We start from the raw sequence: 17,481 nt of genomic DNA, 5'->3' as shown, positions 1-17,481 counted from the left end.
TGTTAACGGATATGGTAGAATAAGAGGCGGTTTATACCGTATCAGGATTATAGATGACTTGAATTTTCATGATTTTCAACCGTATGAGCGAACATAGTATAGTATGTTTTCAAAGAAAAAGAGAAAGTGTTCGTTCATAAACCATAAGGAAGTGAATGAAATGGACTTATTTTCATATTCCCAAGAGTCAACGCCAAGCAATCGGTTGCTTGCGGATCGCTTGCGTCCGACTTCGCTGGATGAATATATTGGACAGGAGCATGTTGTGGGTCCAGGTAAGCTGCTGAGAAGAGCTATAGAGGCAGATCAGGTCTCTTCTATTTTGTTGTACGGACCACCGGGGTGCGGCAAAACAACACTGGCACATATCATCTCGCAACACACGCAAGGCGATTTTGTACGTCTGAATGCTGTAGAAGCATCTGTGAAAGACGTAAGAGAAGTCATTGACCGGGCACAGACGAATAAATCGATGTATGGCAAAAAAACCATTTTGTTTCTCGACGAGGTACATCGTTTTAACAGTTCACGTCAGGATGCACTGCTGCCTGCGGTGGAAAAGGGCACGATCGTGTTTATTGGCGCCACCACTGAAAATCCCTTTCACTACGTTAACGGCGCTTTAATGAGCCGTTCTACGTTGTTCCAGCTTGAAGCGCTAACGCAGGAGCATTCGCTGGCTGCTATGCGCCGTGCCTTGAGCGATGCGGACAAAGGGCTCGGCTACATGCAGCTTCAGGTAGATGAAGCTGCACTGGCTCACATCGCGTCCATGGCGAATGGTGATATCCGCCGCGCCTTGAACGCGCTGGAACTGGCGGCGCTCACGACGCCTCCGCTGGCAGACGGCACGATTCACGTGACACTGGAAGTCGCAGAGGAATCCATCCGTCGCCCGATTGTCAAAGCAGATGAATCCACGCAGTATGACGTGCTGTCGGCCTTTCACAAAAGCATTCGCGGCTCCAGCGACGCCGCGCTGTTCTGGTTCTTGTACGCCGTAGAAAAGCTCGGCATGGACCCGATGACCTTTATCCGCCGCCTCATCGCGGCGAGCAGTGAGGACATTGGCCTGGCGAACCCGCAGGCAATGGTGCAGGCGGTGAGTGCGCTTGAAGCCTATCGCAATAATGGCTGGCCCGAGGCCAAACTGAACATTGCACAGGCCATTTTGTTTGCTGTGGAAAGCCCCAAATCGAATGCCGTATATACGGCAATTTCACGGGCCATGTCGGCTATGGACGATATCAAATCGGCCGAGGTGCCACTCCATTTGCGTGACGCACACTACAAAGGCTCGGAAAAGCTTGGTCATGTTGGCTATCAATATCCACATAATTATCCGAATCATTATGTGAAGCAGCAATATTTGCCCGATTCGATAGCAGACCAAACCTTCTATCAGGCTACTGAGCAGGGGAATGAGTCCAAAATCAGGCAAAACCAGCGCTGGCGGGATTCACAGTCTTAATGTATGTTCGACTTCATATACAGAGTGTGTACGATATCGTCACGTTACACCATGATTGTGCAAGAGCGAAGAAGGGGATAAGAAGATGAAAGACGTGCTATTCGTTGCCGCGGGCGGAGCGCTTGGAACCTCTACCCGTTATGGCCTGCAATCGCTGCTGCCTGCGGCGGGTGCGGATTTTCCACTTGGTGTGCTGCTAATCAATTGGATCGGCTGCCTGTTTCTTGGTTGGTTCTTTACGGTAACCTTGCGATCGTGGCGGATCAAGCCGCGATTGCGACTTGCCATCGGAACAGGCTTTACAGGGGGCTTTACCACCTTTTCCACTTTTGCAGTAGATGCTGTACGCCTCACGGTTCATGATCGTATGCTGACGGCTGTGTTGTACCTGCTGCTTAGCGTAGGCGGAGGGCTGTTTTTGACATGGACAGGTATCCGCCTAGGGACAAAAATGACGCAGGCTGCTCCTAAGGAGGAACGCTTATGATCTGGTGGGCGGCGGCAGGCGGGATTATGGGTACACTGACGAGATACGGGCTTGGCATGTGGGCCGGAAAGAGGTTCGGTACCGTATTCCCGTGGGGGACGTGGATCATTAACGTCAGCGGTTCATTGCTGCTAGGCTGGCTCTATGGTCAGTTTACGCAAAACCATTTGTCTCCTGCACTCTGGATGCTGCTAGGAACAGGTTTTTGTGGCGGCTACACCACCTTTTCCACATTCGGCTATGAATCTCTTCAACTGATGGAGCGTAAAGAGTACCGACGCATGGCTATGTATGTACTGTCCTCCGTCGTGGTAGGAGTTGTAGCTGCGGCTATCGGGTACAGAGTAAGTTAAACTCTATACATTTTCGAAATAACACGTAAAAATGCAATAAAAAGCTTCCAATCTCGACTCAAGGCATTCTCAGCCGTGATACGGTTTTGGAAGCTTAGTGCTGTACCTATACAGCTAATTTTTATCTCGTTCTTTATACAATTCAGGTAAAAGGGATTCAAGTTCAGGTCTTGGTTCAGGATCAGACAACTTCATTTCCTCCAGCGTTTGGACGGCAATCCGTAGCACAGTATAATCCCTATACCAACGGTTGTCTGAAGGAACGACATACCAAGGAGCTTGTTTGGTTGCACTTAGCTCTAATACATCCTCATAATACTGGGTATATTGCTTCCAAAATTTTCGTTCCTGCAAATCACTTGGATCGAGCTTCCAGTTTTTGTGAGGCTTTTCAATACGATCGATCAGCTTTTCTAACTGAAATTGCTTTGAAATATGTAAAAAGATTTTAACCACCTTTACACCATTATCCAGCAACAACTGTTCAAAATGTTTGATATGCTTAATATTCCGTTTGGCCTGCTTATCGGATATCTGTCCGTGAACACGTGTAATCAGCACATCCTCATAATAAGAACGGTTAAATGCTGCAATATACCCACGTCCTGGGGTAACGCTATGAGCACGCCACAAGAAATCATGACTTAATTCCTCAGCCGTAGGTGATTTAAAGCTGTGGACAGTTACCCCCGCAGGGTTAAGGTTGGAAAATACCTGTTTGATGACGCCATCTTTGCCGCTGCAATCCATACCCTGAAATACAAACAAAAGGGATTGTTTTTTCTCTGTAAATAATTTGCTTTGTAATTCCATGAAGCGTTCCTTCAATTGATCTGTTTCCTGTCGGATTTCTTCTTTATTTTTGATATTCTTCGTATCCTTGGGGTCCCATTCTTTCAAAGAAACTTTTTTCCCCGGTGTCAACATTCCTAATGAATCAGACATAAAGGCACGCTCCTTTTCAATTGAAGTATGATCTTGTCTACATCATATACCCAAATGAGGATGTTATCAAAAGTTCCTTATATATTAATGATCTTTCAAGTTAATTCGAAAAGGATTACATAGGCAATAAGTTAGAAGTCCATTGTAGCGCTCTTATTTAAATATGACGTTTTCTATTTAAAATGGAAAGTATACCAATGGATTAAAAGGGACGTGTATACACCATGGAAAATTTTTTGCGAGAAATGTTTGCTTAGCATGACAGACATCATAAAGAGCAGATTATGAACTCTTTTTCCAATCATTAAATAAAAACATCTTTCATAAAAAAAAGTCGCCCCTTCCAAATCTGGAGAGACGACTTTTTTTAATTCCTACTATATCAATGAAAAATGGTCATTCATTTAAACTGTTTCAGGCTGAAGTTTTTCAACCTTATCAATGGTTCCTCCACCCAGACAGCGTTCCCCATCATAAAATACAACAGCTTGTCCAGGCGTAATGGCCTTTTGATGTACATCGAATATGACATGCACGGTTCCATCGGCAAGCCATTGTAAAGTTACTTGCTGATCAGGTTGGCGATAACGGAACTTGGCTGTGCAACGGAATTCGCCGGACGGACGAGTATCTGCGCCTTCAATCCAGTTCACATCTGTTGCAATCAGGCTGGTAGAATACAGGCTGTGGTGACGATCACCTTGTACCACATATAGAATATTCTTCTCCAGATCCTTATCCGCTACAAACCACGGTTCACCTGAACCTGAGCCGCCAATGCCCAAGCCTTGTCGTTGACCCAGTGTATAGTACATCAGACCATCGTGGCGTCCTTTGACTTCACCAGTAGCGATATCCACCATGTCTCCACCTTTTGCAGGCAGATATCCACTCAGAAACTCCTTGAAATTACGCTCGCCGATAAAGCATACGCCTGTGCTGTCTTTCTTCTTGGCCGTATACAGTCCCGCAGCTTCCGCAATTTTACGTACTTCTGGTTTCGGCAGATGACCGATGGGAAACATCGCTCGGGATAACTGTGTTTGGCTTAATGCATTTAGGAAATAAGTCTGATCCTTGTTGCTATCCACACCTCGCAACAAAGTAAAGTGGCCGTCTTCTTCCACAACCCGTGCATAATGTCCAGTAGCAACATAATCTGCTCCCAAATCCAGCGCTTTATTTAGAAACTCGCCGAACTTAATTTCACGGTTACACATGACATCCGGGTTGGGTGTGCGTCCAGCTTTATATTCATCAAGAAAATAGGAGAATACTTTATCGAAGTATTCTTTCTCAAAATTGACGGTATAGTAAGGAATGTCGATCTGTTCACAGACGCGGCGCACATCCTCCGCATCCTCCTCAGCCGTACAACGGCCAAATTCATCCGTGTCATCCCAGTTTTTCATGAAGATGCCGATTACGTCATAGCCCTGCTCCTTCAGCAGCAGCGCGGTAACGGATGAGTCGACGCCACCGGACATCCCGACGACGACACGGGTTTCATGATTGGCTTTAGCCATGGTCATCACCCAATTCTTTCAATATTGTTGTAGAACCCACCTATTGTAACATAAACGATAATAAGATACGATGTTTGGACGATCAAACGACACGGCGAACGATGGAAGAAAGCTATATAAAATGGGCTAAAGCTGTTCCAAATCGCCCGAAAGCAACTTTTTTTAAGATTGTTACCGTAATGTTTCCCTTTACCTGCCCTAATATGTTAACATAAGCTGAGGGTTAGGATCGGAATAGAGAGGTTTACAACACCAGTTATTCCGCGTGTTTAACGGAATTGTTACTATAAGTGAGGTGGCACAATTGAAAATATCAACGAAGGGCCGTTACGGCCTGACCATTATGATGGAACTTGCAGCCAGGTTTGGCGAAGGTCCAACTTCTTTGAAAAGTATTGCCGAAAAAAATCAGCTGTCAGAGCATTATCTGGAACAGCTCATCGCGCCTTTGCGTAATGCAGGTTTGGTAAAAAGTATCCGTGGTGCTTACGGCGGTTATATTTTGGCGAATGAACCGGCAGGAGTAACAGCGGGAGACATCATTCGTGTACTGGAAGGTCCGATTTCTCCGGTAGATTTCACGGAAGAAGACGATCCGGCAAAACGTCAGCTGTGGCTGCGAATTCGTGACAGCATCGCTGAAGTGTTGGATTCTACTACACTTAAGGACTTGATCACATACCAAGAACATGATGAATTGGACAATTACATGTTCTATATTTGAGGTGGATTAACATGAACAGAATTTATCTGGATCATGCCGCATCGACTCCTATGCATCCTGAGGTTGCGCAGACTATGATGGACATCATGATCGGCCAATTTGGCAACGCTTCGAGCGTTCATGCCTTTGGTCGCGATGCCAAGCGCACCGTCAGCGCTGCTCGGGATGCCGTTGCGGCCTCTTTGGGCTGCAAGCCTGAAGAAATTATATTTACGAGCGGAGGGACAGAAAGCGATAATCTGGCCCTGTTTGGGACGGCTACGGCAGACGGCCGTACTTCCGGGCATATGATTACAACCGCAGTTGAACATCACGCAGTGCTTCATGCTTGTGATGAGCTGGAAAAAGCGGGGTATGAGGTGACTTATGTCCCGGTCAACGTTTTTGGACGCGTGAACCCTGCGGATATCGAGGCTGCCATTCGACCGGACACTTTTTTGATCAGTATGATGTATGCCAACAATGAGGTGGGCGTCATTCAGCCGATCTCAGAAGTAGGGCAGATTGCGAGAGAACATGGCATTGTATTCCATGTAGACGCGGTTCAGGCTTTCGGTCATATATCCATCGACTGCCGGAATCTCCCGATTGACTTACTGAGTGTGTCGGGTCATAAGATTAACGGACCACAAGGGGTGGGTGCATTATATATCCGTCAGGGTACACGCATTCAGCCGCTAATGCATGGGGGTCTTCAGGAGAAGAAACGCCGTGCCGGAACAGAAAACATCGCTGGTATTGCGGGTCTGGCTAAAGCCGCAACTCTTGCTAATACTTCCATTGAGGAGCGTGAGGCGCACGATACGGTTCTTCGTCAGACATTGCTTAAAGGGTTGGAAGACACTCTGGGTAACCAAAATTTTGTGATTAACGGTGACCCTGAACATTCTTTACCTAATGTCCTCAATGTTAGCTTTCCGGCCATTGGTACAGAGACCATGTTGATGAACCTTGACATGGAAGGAATCGCAGCAGCAAGCGGATCAGCCTGTACTTCGGGATCTCTAGAGCTATCGCATGTATTGCAGGCGATGGATCTTCCTGAAGATGTTTTACATTCAGCGATTCGGTTTAGCTTCGGATTGGGTAATACTACGGAAGAAATGGAATACACGGCCAAGAAAATTGAAACCATATGGAAGCGGCTGCGTACTAGGTACTAGGGATTTCTCCGCATTTTAATAAGAAGGGAGGGGCGGTTTTCCATTTCATTGCATGAACGGAAGCAAGGTCTGACAGGCATGTAGGAAAATGACCGCACCTTCGTTCGGATTGCAGAATGAGGAGGTACCCTATAATATGAAGCTTCAAGATATGATCGGACTTGCCGTTTTCGATGTGGAGAACGGGAAGCAGATTGGCAAAATACATGACTTTATGGTGACAGCTGATTGGCGAATCACAGGGATCGAGTTGGAAGGAAAAGGGCTTTTTTCTTCTCACGTGAAAATGGTTGCTTGGGATGACATCGTTGCTTACGGTGAGGATGCGATCATGATTCGCAATCAGCAGGCTGTCCGTAAAACGGAGGCCCATGATATACAACATACGTACTTGCTTGGACCCGGTAAACTGAAGGATCTATCCGTGCTAACAGAGGAAGGGCTTATGCTCGGGCACATCTCGGATGTTTATTTTGACCAGGAAATGGGCAATAACATAATAGGCTTGGAAATCAGCGATGGTTTTGTATCGGATATTATAGAAGGGCGGAAATGGCTGCCCTGCACCGAAGATATGTCCATCGGGGAAAATGCCGTTATGGTTCCCCCGTTAAGCGAGCAGCGTCTGGAAAAAGCCATATATTCTGTTAATGGATAGGGTGAGTTTATTGAGATGTCCGAATTGTAATTCCAAAGATATCGGCAAAATCGGCTCCCATCAATTTTATTGCTGGGGATGCTTTATCGAACTTCAGGTGAATGGTGAAAAAATGTCTGTCTACCAAGTGGAAGAGGATGGAACGCTCAGTTCGCTGGACGACCTATTCTTTGGAGACGAGATGGCACAACAGGACTTGCCGCAAATTCATGCTTCTTCCTAAGCTTGACACCGGAAGTGGACAGGCTGCTACTAAGAGGTGTGATCTACATACGGCTTAGTAGGTTGGATAATGCTTGATAAAAAACAACGAAGAGGGTGCCCCGAACAGCCATATGGCCGTTCGGGGCACCCTCTTTTGTATACCATATTTATGAAGATGGTTAGTTTTACAATTTAAAGCGTTTGACCTCTTCCAATAGAAGATCAGCGTGAGAATCGAGTTTGGCAGAAAGGTCGGCAATATTGTTCATGGCATGACCTTGTTCTTGTACAGAAGAAGCCACTTCCTCTGTAGATGCTGCACTTTGTTCAGAAACAGCGACAACGCTGGAAATGACATCGGAAATATGTCCAGCATTCACACGGAGATGATCTGCGGCGGCGGTAACGTCCTCAATTTGGGCAAGCATATGCTGAGAAGCCCCACGAATGGATTCAAACGCCTGTCTCGTCGCAATGGCAGCATGCTCCTGTTCTACTGTTACAGCAAGTGCTTTCTTCATTTCCTCTGCGCTTTGTACTCCTGCAATTTTAATTTCTTCCAGCTTCCTCATGATACTGTCACTGGAACTGCCCGCTTGCTCAGCCAGCTTTCTCACTTCTCCCGCGACGACAGCAAAACCTCGTCCGTGTTCCCCGGCCCGTGCTGCTTCGATAGATGCATTGAGGGCCAGCAGGTTTGTTTGTGCGGCGATATCGTGGATGGCCCCGGCCAGCCGCTCAATATCCTGAGTTTTCAGCGCGAGCGAATCTACAGCTTCTCCTGCCGCAGTCGTCGTTTGTCTGGACTCGGCGGCCAGTTTTGCTTGACGTTCTGCTGTTTCATACCCTGCAAGCACGGCAGAATCTGTTTCGAACACGGCAGTTTGGGTGCGTTTGACACTTTCGCCGATCTGGTCGATGGAGCCTGTCATGTGAGTCAGCTTCTCAGAGCCGGAATATACAGCCTCAGCTTGATCGCTCGCTCCTTGGGCAAGCTCCTGAACTGCACTGGAGATTTGTGACGCGATGGTTCCAGTATCTTTGGCGTGTTGATGCATATCATGGGAAGCTGAGCTGACATCACCAGCAGTATCTGATACCTTGCGCAAAAGGTGAGAGAGATTATCAGACATGATATTAAAATCTGTTCCCAGGCTGGCAATTTCATCTTTACCCTTAACATCTACACGAGCGGTCATATCACCTTCAGCTATACGTTTGACATTCGCTTGGAGTCTGCGAATCGGCTTAATAAAGTTGTTTGCCGCCCAGATTGCCAGCAGCATAGCGACGACCAAGATGATAGCAACCGTAATAATCAACGTATTACGAGTGGAGTAATACTCCTGAAAAGCAATATCTTTGGAAATAGACAACCCTACAATCCAGCCTGTGCTAGGCATTTTTTTAAAATAAAGCTGACGGTCACTACCATTATAGCTATAGTCTGTTTCTCCCGAAGCTGCGCTCAGCAGGTCCGCGGTTGATGAGCCCAACTCGGGGGTGTCCTTGAGGTTTTTGCCAGCCAGCTTGTTGTCTGGGTGCGCGATCACGGCTCCATTTTGGTCAATCAGAAATGCGTAGCCCAATCCGTTCAGGTTTATGCTTTGAATCATTTTTGTCATATCGTTGAGCATAATATCTTCGCTGACTACCCCGGTGATAGAATCGTTGGAATCCTTAAGAGGCTTAGCAATGGAAATGGTAAAGTCCTTGCTACCTGCATCAATGTATGGGGACGAGTAATACATTTCCCCCTTGGTTTTGGCATCCTTGTACCACGGTCGAGCGCGAGGATCATAACCTGCTTCAAACCAGCCAGATCCATCCCAGTAGGATCCATCTTCAAAGCCTGCGTAAATATTAGAAATATTTTGATCTTTATAGTTTTGAAAGGCTGCTTTCAGGGATACGGCTTTGGCATCTGATGAAATATCCGTGGATTCCAGGCCTGCAGCCAATGTTTCAATAATTTTGGCGTTGCCACCTATCCATCCGTCGAGCTGATTGACGGTTTCGGAGGCTTTGCTGTTCATAAGCTCTTGGATATCATGGTTGGCCTGATTTTTAACGCTTGTCATGCTAATGATCGACAATGGCCCAGCTGCAACGATAACAATACAAGTAAAAAGGAGAATAAGCTTGATTTTTAAGTTCATGTTACGACCCCCGATGTTTCAGAAATGTGAAAGCTTAATATAGTGCTTTGTACTTATATCGTCAGATAGATTTGAATTTGTTAATCATTTTCAATTGTTTTCATTCTTTCTTCATAATCATTATAGAAAGTTTTTCCAAGTTAAGGCCTCCAGACTCGCGGGAAGGATTAAAGTAGAGGTACAGGCATATACTTAAAGGAGGCTAGTCCGGTAAGGGGGCACGAAATGGAGCAATTAACGAAAAGTAGACTGTTCCGGTACGGAATATGGACGCTGCTGGGACTTGTCATTCTATATTTTATCTGGCTGCTGCGACCTTTGTTTTTGCATTTGTATGAATTTCTGAAAACAATCATTGCTCCGTTTGCGGTAGCGATGATCATCTCCTATGTACTTAATCCCGTTGTCAGTATGCTGGGCGGTCGCAAGGTGCCTCGAAGCGTAGCTGTGCTGCTCATCTATGCTGTGTTTTTAGCCAGTCTTGTTGTGATTCTGATGAACCTGATTCCAATGTTCATTGAACAACTGGATGAGCTGAATGAGCATCTGCCTGAGCTGACCATACATGCACAGGGATTAATGACGAGTATGGATAGCGGCATTTTGCCCCAAGGGGTGCGAACGGGTATGAATCAATGGTTTTTCCAACTAGAGAATCGGATGGCAACAGGGATTTCTACCTTTATGGATAACATTGGCGGGATGATCAACATGCTGTTCAATGTGTTCATTGTACCGTTCCTCATTTTTTATATTTTGAAGGATTTTGATGTGTTCGAGCGGACGATTGTGTCTTACCTCCCGCGTTCTCGTCGCAAGGCGATTGTAACGGTACTTAAGGAAATTGATCAGGCGCTTGGCAACTATGTCAGGGGACAATTACTGGTATGCGTCATTATTGGAGTGATGGCTTATCTCGGCTATATGCTCATTGGCATGCCTTATGCGCTGTTGCTGGCAGGAGTGGTTGCGGTTTTTAACATCGTTCCGTATTTAGGCCCCTTTTTGGGAGCCGCTCCGGCAGTAGTCATGGCTTCTACGGTCTCCTTAAAAATGGTGCTTTTGGTCGTGGTCGTTAACACCTGTATTCAAGTGTTGGAGAGCAATGTCATCTCTCCTCAGGTGGTGGGACGAACGTTGCATCTGCATCCGATAGCCATTATTTTCGCTTTGCTAGTGGGTGGGGAAATTGCGGGAATTACCGGCTTGATTTTAGCGGTTCCCGTGATGGCGGTTTTAAAGGTAGGACTTCAGCATTTTTTTGCTTATTATGTGAAGCGGAAAACAATCTGATTTTGTCCATACACCGTATGTATCTTGTCTGAAATCGCGTTGACACGGCTAAATGACACGGATATACTGAATTGAGTATGTTTAAATGTGTTTATCCAGTAGGGAAAGCTCATTTCGAAGTGCGGGCTGAACCCGCCGGGATGCTCCCGTTACCAGTGAAAACAAGGCGATCGATCGTCCGTTAAGCAAATGTTGGTGTGCAGCTTGCGCATGGGCATTTCGTACAGAGGGGACGGCGTTAACCAGGGTGGTACCGCGATACAATCGTCCCTGATCCGTTCAGGGGCGTTTTTCTGTTTTTTTATGGCCAGTGCCAGGAACCAGTGACACCATAATTAGGAGGCTACTTATATGAAAGCTAGTGAAATCCGCTCCAAATGGCTGGAGTTTTTTGAAAGCAAGGGACATGTGATTGAACCAAGCGCACCGCTTGTTCCACATAAAGATCCTTCCCTGCTGTGGATTAATGCGGGTATGGCGCCGCTTAAGCCTTATTTTGACGGACGTGTGAAGCCGGAGAATCCGCGTATTGCCAATTCGCAAAAATGTATCCGGACGAACGACATTGAGAATGTCGGTAAAACGCGCCGTCATCATACTTTTTTCGAAATGCTCGGCAACTTTTCCATTGGTGACTATTTTAAGGAAGAAGTCATTACATGGGCATGGGAGTTTCTGACGGACCCGAAATGGATTGGTTTTGATCCGGAACGTCTGGCTGTAACTGTGTATCCTGAGGATGAGGAAGCGTACAAGCTGTGGAACGAAAAAGTTGGACTTCCTGCCGAACGTATCATCAAACTGGAAGATAACTTCTGGGATATTGGTGAAGGCCCTTGTGGACCTTGTACGGAAATCTTTTATGATCGTGGCGAAGCCTACGGTAGCGACATGACGGACCCTGAAATGTATCCAGGGGGAGAAAATGAGCGTTATCTGGAAGTGTGGAACCTCGTATTCTCACAATTCAACCATAACAAAGACGGCAGCTATACGCCGCTTCCAAACAAAAATATTGATACAGGGGCTGGATTAGAGCGTTTTGCATCCATTTTGCAAAATGTGGATTCCAACTTTGATACGGATATCTTCCAGCCACTCATCCAAAAAACAGCGGCGATGGCAGGAGTCAAATATAACGAAAATGTGGACAGTGACGTGGCTCTTAAGGTTATTGCTGACCATGTCCGCACCGTAGCTTTTGCAATTGGTGACGGTGTGCTGCCTTCTAATGAAGGACGGGGTTACGTGATCCGCCGTTTGCTGCGCCGGGCTGTGCGCTATGGAAAAATGCTCGGCATGAACCGTCCATTTATGTTTGAGCTGGTGGAAACCGTTGGGGATGTCATGGGTGTGTATTACCCTGAGGTAGTGGACAAGCGTGATTTCATCATCAAAGTGATCAAAACGGAAGAGGAACGCTTCCATGAAACACTGACAGATGGATTGGCCATTTTGTCCGATATCAGTGCTCAGGCGAAGGCCGAAGGTCGCAATGTCATTAGCGGAGCAGATGCCTTCAAACTGTATGATACGTACGGGTTCCCGTTCGATCTTACAGAGGATTATGCGGACGAGCAAGGCTTGAAAGTAGACCGAGAAGGTTTTGATGAAGCGATGCAGGAGCAACGCAAACGTGCCCGTGATGCTCATCAGGATAGCGCCAGCATGAAGATTCAGGGCGGAGCTTTGTCCGATCTGGCGGTTAAAAGTGAATTTGTTGGATATAATGACCTCATAACTGAGTCTAAAATTGTGGCGATTGTATATGAAGATGCACTGGTGGACAGTGTTAGTGAAGGGCAGTCTTGTCAGGTCGTGCTGGATGTGACCCCTTTCTATGCCGAAAGCGGAGGACAAGTCAGTGATCAAGGCTTGCTGCGTGGAGGTACGGTAACCGCGAAGGTCGAAGGGCTGTTTAAGGCGCCACAAGGTCAGCATGTGCATCAGGTTGTTGTAGAAGCCGGCGAGCTGAACGTTGGCGATACGGTGAAAGCAGAAGTAGATCAAGCTTCACGTGGAGAAATTGAGAAAAACCATACGGCTACACATTTGCTTCACAAAGCGCTTAAAGAAGTGCTGGGTGACCATGTCAATCAGGCGGGTTCTTTGGTAGAGCCTGGGCGTCTGCGTTTTGACTTCTCCCATTTTGGAAGCATTACACCAGAAGAGCTGGCGGATATTGAACTGCGTGTAAACCGTGCCATCTGGAGCCAACTGGACGTTAATATTGAACTGAAACCGATTGATGAAGCCAAGGCTCTCGGAGCAATGGCGCTGTTCGGTGAAAAGTATGGAGATATCGTACGGGTCGTTAAGGTAGGCGATTACAGCATTGAACTATGCGGTGGCTGTCATGTCAGCAATACTTCGCAAATTGGCTTGTTCAAGCTTGTCAGCGAGAGCGGCATTGGATCAGGTGTACGTCGTATTGAAGCGGTGACCGGACGTTTTGGCTTTGAATATATGGAAGGTCAATTAGAGCTGTTGAAGGTGTCGGCTGGGCTTGTAAAATCCAAGCTGTCTGAGGTACCTAAGCGTATCGAATCTTTGCAGCAACAAATTAAAGACCTCAGTCGTGAAAATGAATCGCTGCAAAGCAAGCTGAGCGTTATTGAGGCAGGCCAGCTGACCGATCAGGTCGTGCAAGCAGGCGGGGTGCAGCTGTTGGCTGCACGCGTGCAGGCTTCCAGCATGGATGCGTTGCGTGCGATTGCTGATGAACTGAAAGGGAAGCTTCCGGCTGCTGTGCTGGTGCTCGGCGCTGCAATGGACGACAAAGTTAATTTTGTCGTAGCAGTTCCGGCAGAGCATACCAAGGCTGGACTTCATGCAGGCAAGCTCGTGAAAGAAATTGCTGCCGTATGTGGTGGCGGTGGTGGCGGACGACCTGACATGGCGCAAGCCGGTGGTAAGGATGCCAGCAAGCTGGACGAAGCACTTCAACGTGCGCATGAACTGGTGTCGGCAGCCTCACAAGGATAAAGTTCGATAATTTTTGCGGATTTTTGGGAAAAAACGGGCTTAGATATTTCCTTGTAGGGCTTTGCTTATGGTATGATGTAAAAGAATAAGCTGGCATAAACATGTACACATGTTTTGTGGAAGCGAGGTGTCAACAATGGATTCCATGGACAAAACGGTCAAATTTAATGTCAAGGCAGATGAGAAGGAAGCTTCTGCTCAGGAGATTTTGTTGACCGTATATGATGCGCTGGTGGAAAAAGAATACAATCCGATCAATCAAATCGTCGGCTATTTGCTATCCGGTGATCCGGCTTATGTGCCACGGCATAATAATGCCAGAAGCCTGGTACGTAAAAAAGAGCGCGATGAGTTGATTGAAGAATTGGTTCGTTTCTATCTCGCCAAGCACCGTTAGGAGACAGGCATGAAAGTAATGGGATTGGATTACGGGGATCGCCGAATTGGGGTCGCCGTAAGTGATGCCTTCGGCTGGACCGCCCAAGGATTGGAAGTCATAGAACGACGCGGTGACGACAGCGAGTTCGGTAAAATTGCAAATTTGGTTCGTGACAATGAGGTCGGCGAGGTTGTTGTAGGCTTGCCGAAAAACATGAACGGAACCGTGGGTCCACGCGGTGAGATTTGCATCGAGTTTGCGAACCGACTCAAGGAGTTACTGGGTTTACCCGTTCACCTTTGGGATGAACGGCTGACGACGCGTTCGGCGGAGCGTGCGCTTCTGGAGGCCGACGTCAGCCGAAAAAAACGCAAGCAGGTGGTAGATAAACTGGCCGCAAGCCTGATCTTGCAAAACTATTTGGACGCACACAGTACAAGGTGAGGGGGATTTCGTAATGGCTGAAAATCAAGTGGGTATGGAAGAAGAGCCGGAAATTATTTATATTGCCGATGACGAGGGCAACGAGGAAGAGTTCGAGGTCATTATGAAGTTTGAGGTAGATGGTTCCGAAGCGAAGTACATGATGGTTGCGCCAGTGGACCCTGAAGCTGATGAGTCCGATGTGTACGCCTTCCGTTATGAGGAAGAAGGCGATGATATTAAATTGTTTGTGATCCAAGACGATGCCGAATGGGAAATCGTCGAAGAGACCTTTAATACATTTGTAGAGGAAGAGGAAGACGGGAAATGACGAGCTATTCACGTGAAGACCTGAGTTGGACCTCTGATTTGAAGGAAACGTTCGACGGCGATGTAGAGTTACAGGATGAACAGGGCCATGCAATTCGCATGGAATTGGAAGCAGAGTTCAAGGTAGGTGAACAACGGTACGCTGTATTGCGTAGACCTGGGGCTGCTGTTGGCGAACATGAACTATACCATGTAAGCTCATCCACAGACGGCGAAATCTCCATCACCACCATTGAAGATGATGATGAGTGGGAAGATATTTCCGAACTGTACGATGAATGTACGTTGCCGGAAGAACTGTAAGTCTGGATAGCGATGAGATCAAACCTGAAAGGGCGGACCAGTCCGCCCTTTTTGGCTGTGAAGGAGTTGGGTGGATGTGAAGCGAAGGACGAGGATGTTTACGTTGTTTCTACTGCTTATCATTATAGCAGGAGGGGCAACCCTCTATATTTGGAATGCCATGCAGCCTGTTCAGCCCCAAGCACAACCCGTTGCTTTTACGGTGGTGCAGGGAACAGGAACATCGGCAATTGCAGATACGCTGGAGCAGAAGGGACTTATACGTAATGCGTTCGTGTTTAAGGCTTATGTGAAATTCAAACAGCAAGGAAGCGCATTTCAGGCCGGAAAATATGAAGCGCAGCCTGGCGCAACCTTTGATCAGTTGATTACTAAGTTATCGGCCGGAGATGTTGTCAAAGAGGAAATGATTCGGTTTACAATCCCGGAAGGTTTTACGATTAGACAGATGGCTGATAAGCTGCAAAAGGAAGGATTGGCAGATCGGCAGCAATTTTTGCAGCTGGCCAACGATCCGTCCGCTTTTGACGTCGCGCTAGTGCGGGACATTCCAAAGCAGGCGGGGCTTCGCTATGCGCTGGAGGGCTATCTTTTTCCGGAAACCTATGAGCTGAAAAAGGGCAGTACGGCCAAAGATATTATACAGGTGATGCTAGAACAGACACAAAAGCGGCTGGAGACTGTTTCCGATTTGGATGCCAAGCTGAAACAGAGGGATAAAACGCTGCATCAACTGCTGACAGTTGCTTCTCTCGTAGAGCGCGAAGTGGTTGTGGAAGATGAGCGATCTGTAGTAGCTGGCGTCATTTATAACCGGCTCAAACAGGGGAAGAAGCTGGAAATTGATGCTACGGTTCAATATATGCTGGACAAGCAAAAAGAACGGCTGTATTACAAGGATTTGGCTGTGAAAAGCCCTTATAATACGTATTTGCATCTGGGACTTCCGCCAGGGCCGATTGCAAGTCCCAGTCTAAACTCAGTGATAGCGGCTTTACAGCCAAAAGCTACAGATTATTTATTCTATGTGACCAAAAAAGATGGGACACATGAACATTTGTTTGCCAAAACGTATAAAGAACATTTGCATAACATTCAGGTAAGTAACCGTAAGACAAATTAGGAGGTGAGCCTATGGCTTACAAACCCGAACTACTGGCAACTGCCAGCTCTCCGGAGGATGCCCGCCATATGCTGGAGGCTGGAGCTACTGCATTACTTATTGGAGATGACCGCTTTGGAATGCGGCTGCCGGGACATTTTACCCCTGACCAAATCCGTGAAGTGGTGGAAGAGGCACGCAAGCATACGGCACAGGTATATGTATCCATGACGAATTTGATGACGAACGAGCTATTGCCGCTCCTTCCCGAATATGTGCAGGCCCTAGCTGGATGCGGCATTGATGCCATTGAGTTTAATGATCCCGCAGTGCTCATGGCCGTGAAGGAGTATGCTCCGCATCTTAAACTGTTCTGGAACGGTGAGATGATCTCCACCAACTTCGCAACCGCCAACTATTGGGGTGAAAAAGGGGCTTCTCGGGTCATTTTGGCTCGTGAGCTCAGTATGGATGAAATTACCGAAATGATACCAAAGTTGAACATAGAAGCACAGGTTCAGGTACATGGTATGACCAATATTTATCACTCCAAGCGTAAGCTTGTTCAAAGTTATATGCTGCATCAGGGACGTAATGTAGAAGGCGATTTGGGCAGAGGGCGCGGCTTGTTTCTGATTGAAGCAGAGCGGAAGGAAGAAAAGTTCCCCATCTACGAGGATATTAATGGGACACATATTATGAGTTCAGATGATTTTTGCATCATGGAGGACCTGCATATTCTAATGGAGGCGGGCGTGCATAGCTTTAAGATCGAGGGCTTATTGAAACCTACGGCTTACAATGAGGCGGTTGTTCGTGCTTATCGTAAAGCAATAGATACTTATACAGCTGACCCGGATGCTTATGCTTATGATGAAAGCTGGCTGGATGAAGTTCGCCGTCTTCAAGATCCAGAACGGGAACTTTCCTTCGGATTTTTCTATAAAGAGCAGGTTTATTAATTTTAAAATGAATT

At 47.0% G+C, this 17,481-nt stretch carries 18 protein-coding genes; 15 read left to right on the top strand and 3 right to left on the bottom strand.

Annotated elements, in window-relative coordinates; translation table 11 throughout:
- The first annotated feature begins 160 nt into the window (after positions 1-160).
- The 3 genes from AOU00_RS06215 (at position 161) to crcB (AOU00_RS06205) (ending at position 2,311) form a co-directional block, all read left to right on the top strand.
- Positions 161-1,471 (top strand): replication-associated recombination protein A, encoded by a 1,311-nt coding sequence (locus AOU00_RS06215; RefSeq protein ID WP_023989915.1) that lies wholly within the window; start codon positions 161-163, stop codon positions 1,469-1,471.
- Between the two features lie 85 nt (positions 1,472-1,556).
- Positions 1,557-1,958 carry a fluoride efflux transporter CrcB gene (crcB, locus tag AOU00_RS06210; protein WP_023989914.1) on the top strand — a complete coding sequence of 134 codons (402 nt, stop codon included), beginning with the start codon at positions 1,557-1,559 and terminating at the stop codon, positions 1,956-1,958.
- Positions 1,955-2,311, top strand: a complete 357-nt coding sequence (gene crcB / locus AOU00_RS06205; protein ID WP_061829365.1) for a fluoride efflux transporter CrcB — start codon at positions 1,955-1,957, stop codon at positions 2,309-2,311. The genes crcB (AOU00_RS06210) and crcB (AOU00_RS06205) overlap by 4 nt, the downstream gene beginning before the upstream one ends.
- Positions 2,312-2,425: 114 nt before the next feature.
- On the opposite strand, the gene AOU00_RS06200 is transcribed toward crcB (AOU00_RS06205), so the two are convergent.
- Together AOU00_RS06200 and mnmA are read right to left on the bottom strand one after the other, a co-directional pair.
- Positions 2,426-3,256: a PPK2 family polyphosphate kinase gene (locus AOU00_RS06200; RefSeq protein ID WP_061829364.1), complete on the bottom strand. Its 831-nt coding sequence runs from the start codon at positions 3,254-3,256 to the stop codon at positions 2,426-2,428.
- 404 nt (positions 3,257-3,660) lie between these two features.
- Positions 3,661-4,782 carry a tRNA 2-thiouridine(34) synthase MnmA gene (gene mnmA, locus AOU00_RS06195; protein WP_165178721.1) on the bottom strand — a complete coding sequence of 374 codons (1,122 nt, stop codon included), beginning with the start codon at positions 4,780-4,782 and terminating at the stop codon, positions 3,661-3,663.
- A 304-nt stretch (positions 4,783-5,086) separates the two neighbouring features.
- On the opposite strand from mnmA, the gene cymR reads away from it, so the two are divergent.
- The 4 genes from cymR to AOU00_RS06175 all read left to right on the top strand — a co-directional run bounded on the left by cymR (position 5,087) and on the right by AOU00_RS06175 (position 7,550).
- Positions 5,087-5,506: a cysteine metabolism transcriptional regulator CymR gene (cymR, locus tag AOU00_RS06190; protein WP_013311532.1), complete on the top strand. Its 420-nt coding sequence runs from the start codon at positions 5,087-5,089 to the stop codon at positions 5,504-5,506.
- Positions 5,507-5,517: 11 nt separating this feature from the next.
- Positions 5,518-6,669: a cysteine desulfurase family protein gene (locus AOU00_RS06185; protein WP_069290193.1), complete on the top strand. Its 1,152-nt coding sequence runs from the start codon at positions 5,518-5,520 to the stop codon at positions 6,667-6,669.
- 136 nt (positions 6,670-6,805) lie between these two features.
- Positions 6,806-7,327, top strand: coding sequence for a PRC-barrel domain-containing protein (locus AOU00_RS06180; protein WP_069290192.1), 522 nt, complete (start codon positions 6,806-6,808; stop codon positions 7,325-7,327).
- A 10-nt stretch (positions 7,328-7,337) separates the two neighbouring features.
- Entirely contained in the window at positions 7,338-7,550 is a 213-nt protein-coding gene (locus tag AOU00_RS06175; RefSeq protein WP_013311529.1) for a hypothetical protein, read from the top strand.
- A 166-nt stretch (positions 7,551-7,716) separates the two neighbouring features.
- On the opposite strand, the gene AOU00_RS06170 is transcribed toward AOU00_RS06175, so the two are convergent.
- Positions 7,717-9,690 carry a methyl-accepting chemotaxis protein gene (locus AOU00_RS06170; RefSeq protein ID WP_069290191.1) on the bottom strand — a complete coding sequence of 658 codons (1,974 nt, stop codon included), beginning with the start codon at positions 9,688-9,690 and terminating at the stop codon, positions 7,717-7,719.
- A 225-nt stretch (positions 9,691-9,915) separates the two neighbouring features.
- On the opposite strand from AOU00_RS06170, the gene AOU00_RS06165 reads away from it, so the two are divergent.
- From AOU00_RS06165 to AOU00_RS06130, 8 genes are all read left to right on the top strand, one after another.
- Positions 9,916-10,983, top strand: a complete 1,068-nt coding sequence (locus tag AOU00_RS06165; RefSeq protein ID WP_069290190.1) for an AI-2E family transporter — start codon at positions 9,916-9,918, stop codon at positions 10,981-10,983.
- A 351-nt stretch (positions 10,984-11,334) separates the two neighbouring features.
- Complete coding sequence (alaS, locus tag AOU00_RS06160; RefSeq protein WP_069290189.1) at positions 11,335-13,968, top strand: alanine--tRNA ligase; 2,634 nt, start codon at positions 11,335-11,337, stop codon at positions 13,966-13,968.
- Between the two features lie 136 nt (positions 13,969-14,104).
- Positions 14,105-14,365, top strand: a complete 261-nt coding sequence (locus AOU00_RS06155) for an IreB family regulatory phosphoprotein (RefSeq protein WP_007431624.1) — start codon at positions 14,105-14,107, stop codon at positions 14,363-14,365.
- A 9-nt stretch (positions 14,366-14,374) separates the two neighbouring features.
- A complete protein-coding gene (gene ruvX, locus AOU00_RS06150; protein ID WP_061829280.1) occupies positions 14,375-14,791 on the top strand; it encodes a Holliday junction resolvase RuvX in 417 nt (138 codons plus the stop codon).
- Between the two features lie 13 nt (positions 14,792-14,804).
- Positions 14,805-15,101, top strand: a complete 297-nt coding sequence (locus AOU00_RS06145; RefSeq protein WP_069290188.1) for a DUF1292 domain-containing protein — start codon at positions 14,805-14,807, stop codon at positions 15,099-15,101.
- Positions 15,098-15,403, top strand: coding sequence for a DUF1292 domain-containing protein (locus AOU00_RS06140; protein ID WP_013311522.1), 306 nt, complete (start codon positions 15,098-15,100; stop codon positions 15,401-15,403). The genes AOU00_RS06145 and AOU00_RS06140 overlap by 4 nt, the downstream gene beginning before the upstream one ends.
- Before the next feature lie 94 nt (positions 15,404-15,497).
- Complete coding sequence (gene mltG / locus AOU00_RS06135; protein ID WP_069290187.1) at positions 15,498-16,526, top strand: endolytic transglycosylase MltG; 1,029 nt, start codon at positions 15,498-15,500, stop codon at positions 16,524-16,526.
- Positions 16,527-16,537: 11 nt separating this feature from the next.
- A complete protein-coding gene (locus AOU00_RS06130) occupies positions 16,538-17,467 on the top strand; it encodes a peptidase U32 family protein (protein WP_069290186.1) in 930 nt (309 codons plus the stop codon).
- Positions 17,468-17,481: the final 14 nt, after the last annotated feature.

Origin of the sequence: Paenibacillus polymyxa (assembly GCF_001719045.1) — a bacterium.
GTDB lineage: Bacteria > Bacillota > Bacilli > Paenibacillales > Paenibacillaceae > Paenibacillus > Paenibacillus polymyxa_B.
Note: the sequence above shows the minus strand (reverse complement) of the source record. Positions and strands in the feature narration are given on the sequence as shown.

What these genes read in the sequence shown, in the direction of transcription:
- mltG (WP_069290187.1), top strand. Translation starts at nt 15,498, where the DNA reads ATGTTTACGTTGTTTCTACTGCTTATCATTATAGCAGGAGGGGCAACC.
- AOU00_RS06140 (WP_013311522.1), top strand. Translation starts at nt 15,098, where the DNA reads ATGACGAGCTATTCACGTGAAGACCTGAGTTGGACCTCTGATTTGAAG.
- AOU00_RS06165 (WP_069290190.1), top strand. Translation starts at nt 9,916, where the DNA reads ATGGAGCAATTAACGAAAAGTAGACTGTTCCGGTACGGAATATGGACG.
- AOU00_RS06145 (WP_069290188.1), top strand. Translation starts at nt 14,805, where the DNA reads ATGGCTGAAAATCAAGTGGGTATGGAAGAAGAGCCGGAAATTATTTAT.
- alaS (WP_069290189.1), top strand. Translation starts at nt 11,335, where the DNA reads ATGAAAGCTAGTGAAATCCGCTCCAAATGGCTGGAGTTTTTTGAAAGC.
- AOU00_RS06155 (WP_007431624.1), top strand. Translation starts at nt 14,105, where the DNA reads ATGGATTCCATGGACAAAACGGTCAAATTTAATGTCAAGGCAGATGAG.
- AOU00_RS06200 (WP_061829364.1), bottom strand. Translation starts at nt 3,256, where the DNA reads ATGTCTGATTCATTAGGAATGTTGACACCGGGGAAAAAAGTTTCTTTG.
- crcB (WP_061829365.1), top strand. Translation starts at nt 1,955, where the DNA reads ATGATCTGGTGGGCGGCGGCAGGCGGGATTATGGGTACACTGACGAGA.
- AOU00_RS06185 (WP_069290193.1), top strand. Translation starts at nt 5,518, where the DNA reads ATGAACAGAATTTATCTGGATCATGCCGCATCGACTCCTATGCATCCT.
- AOU00_RS06130 (WP_069290186.1), top strand. Translation starts at nt 16,538, where the DNA reads ATGGCTTACAAACCCGAACTACTGGCAACTGCCAGCTCTCCGGAGGAT.
- ruvX (WP_061829280.1), top strand. Translation starts at nt 14,375, where the DNA reads ATGAAAGTAATGGGATTGGATTACGGGGATCGCCGAATTGGGGTCGCC.
- AOU00_RS06180 (WP_069290192.1), top strand. Translation starts at nt 6,806, where the DNA reads ATGAAGCTTCAAGATATGATCGGACTTGCCGTTTTCGATGTGGAGAAC.
- crcB (WP_023989914.1), top strand. Translation starts at nt 1,557, where the DNA reads ATGAAAGACGTGCTATTCGTTGCCGCGGGCGGAGCGCTTGGAACCTCT.
- AOU00_RS06170 (WP_069290191.1), bottom strand. Translation starts at nt 9,690, where the DNA reads ATGAACTTAAAAATCAAGCTTATTCTCCTTTTTACTTGTATTGTTATC.
- mnmA (WP_165178721.1), bottom strand. Translation starts at nt 4,782, where the DNA reads ATGGCTAAAGCCAATCATGAAACCCGTGTCGTCGTCGGGATGTCCGGT.
- AOU00_RS06215 (WP_023989915.1), top strand. Translation starts at nt 161, where the DNA reads ATGGACTTATTTTCATATTCCCAAGAGTCAACGCCAAGCAATCGGTTG.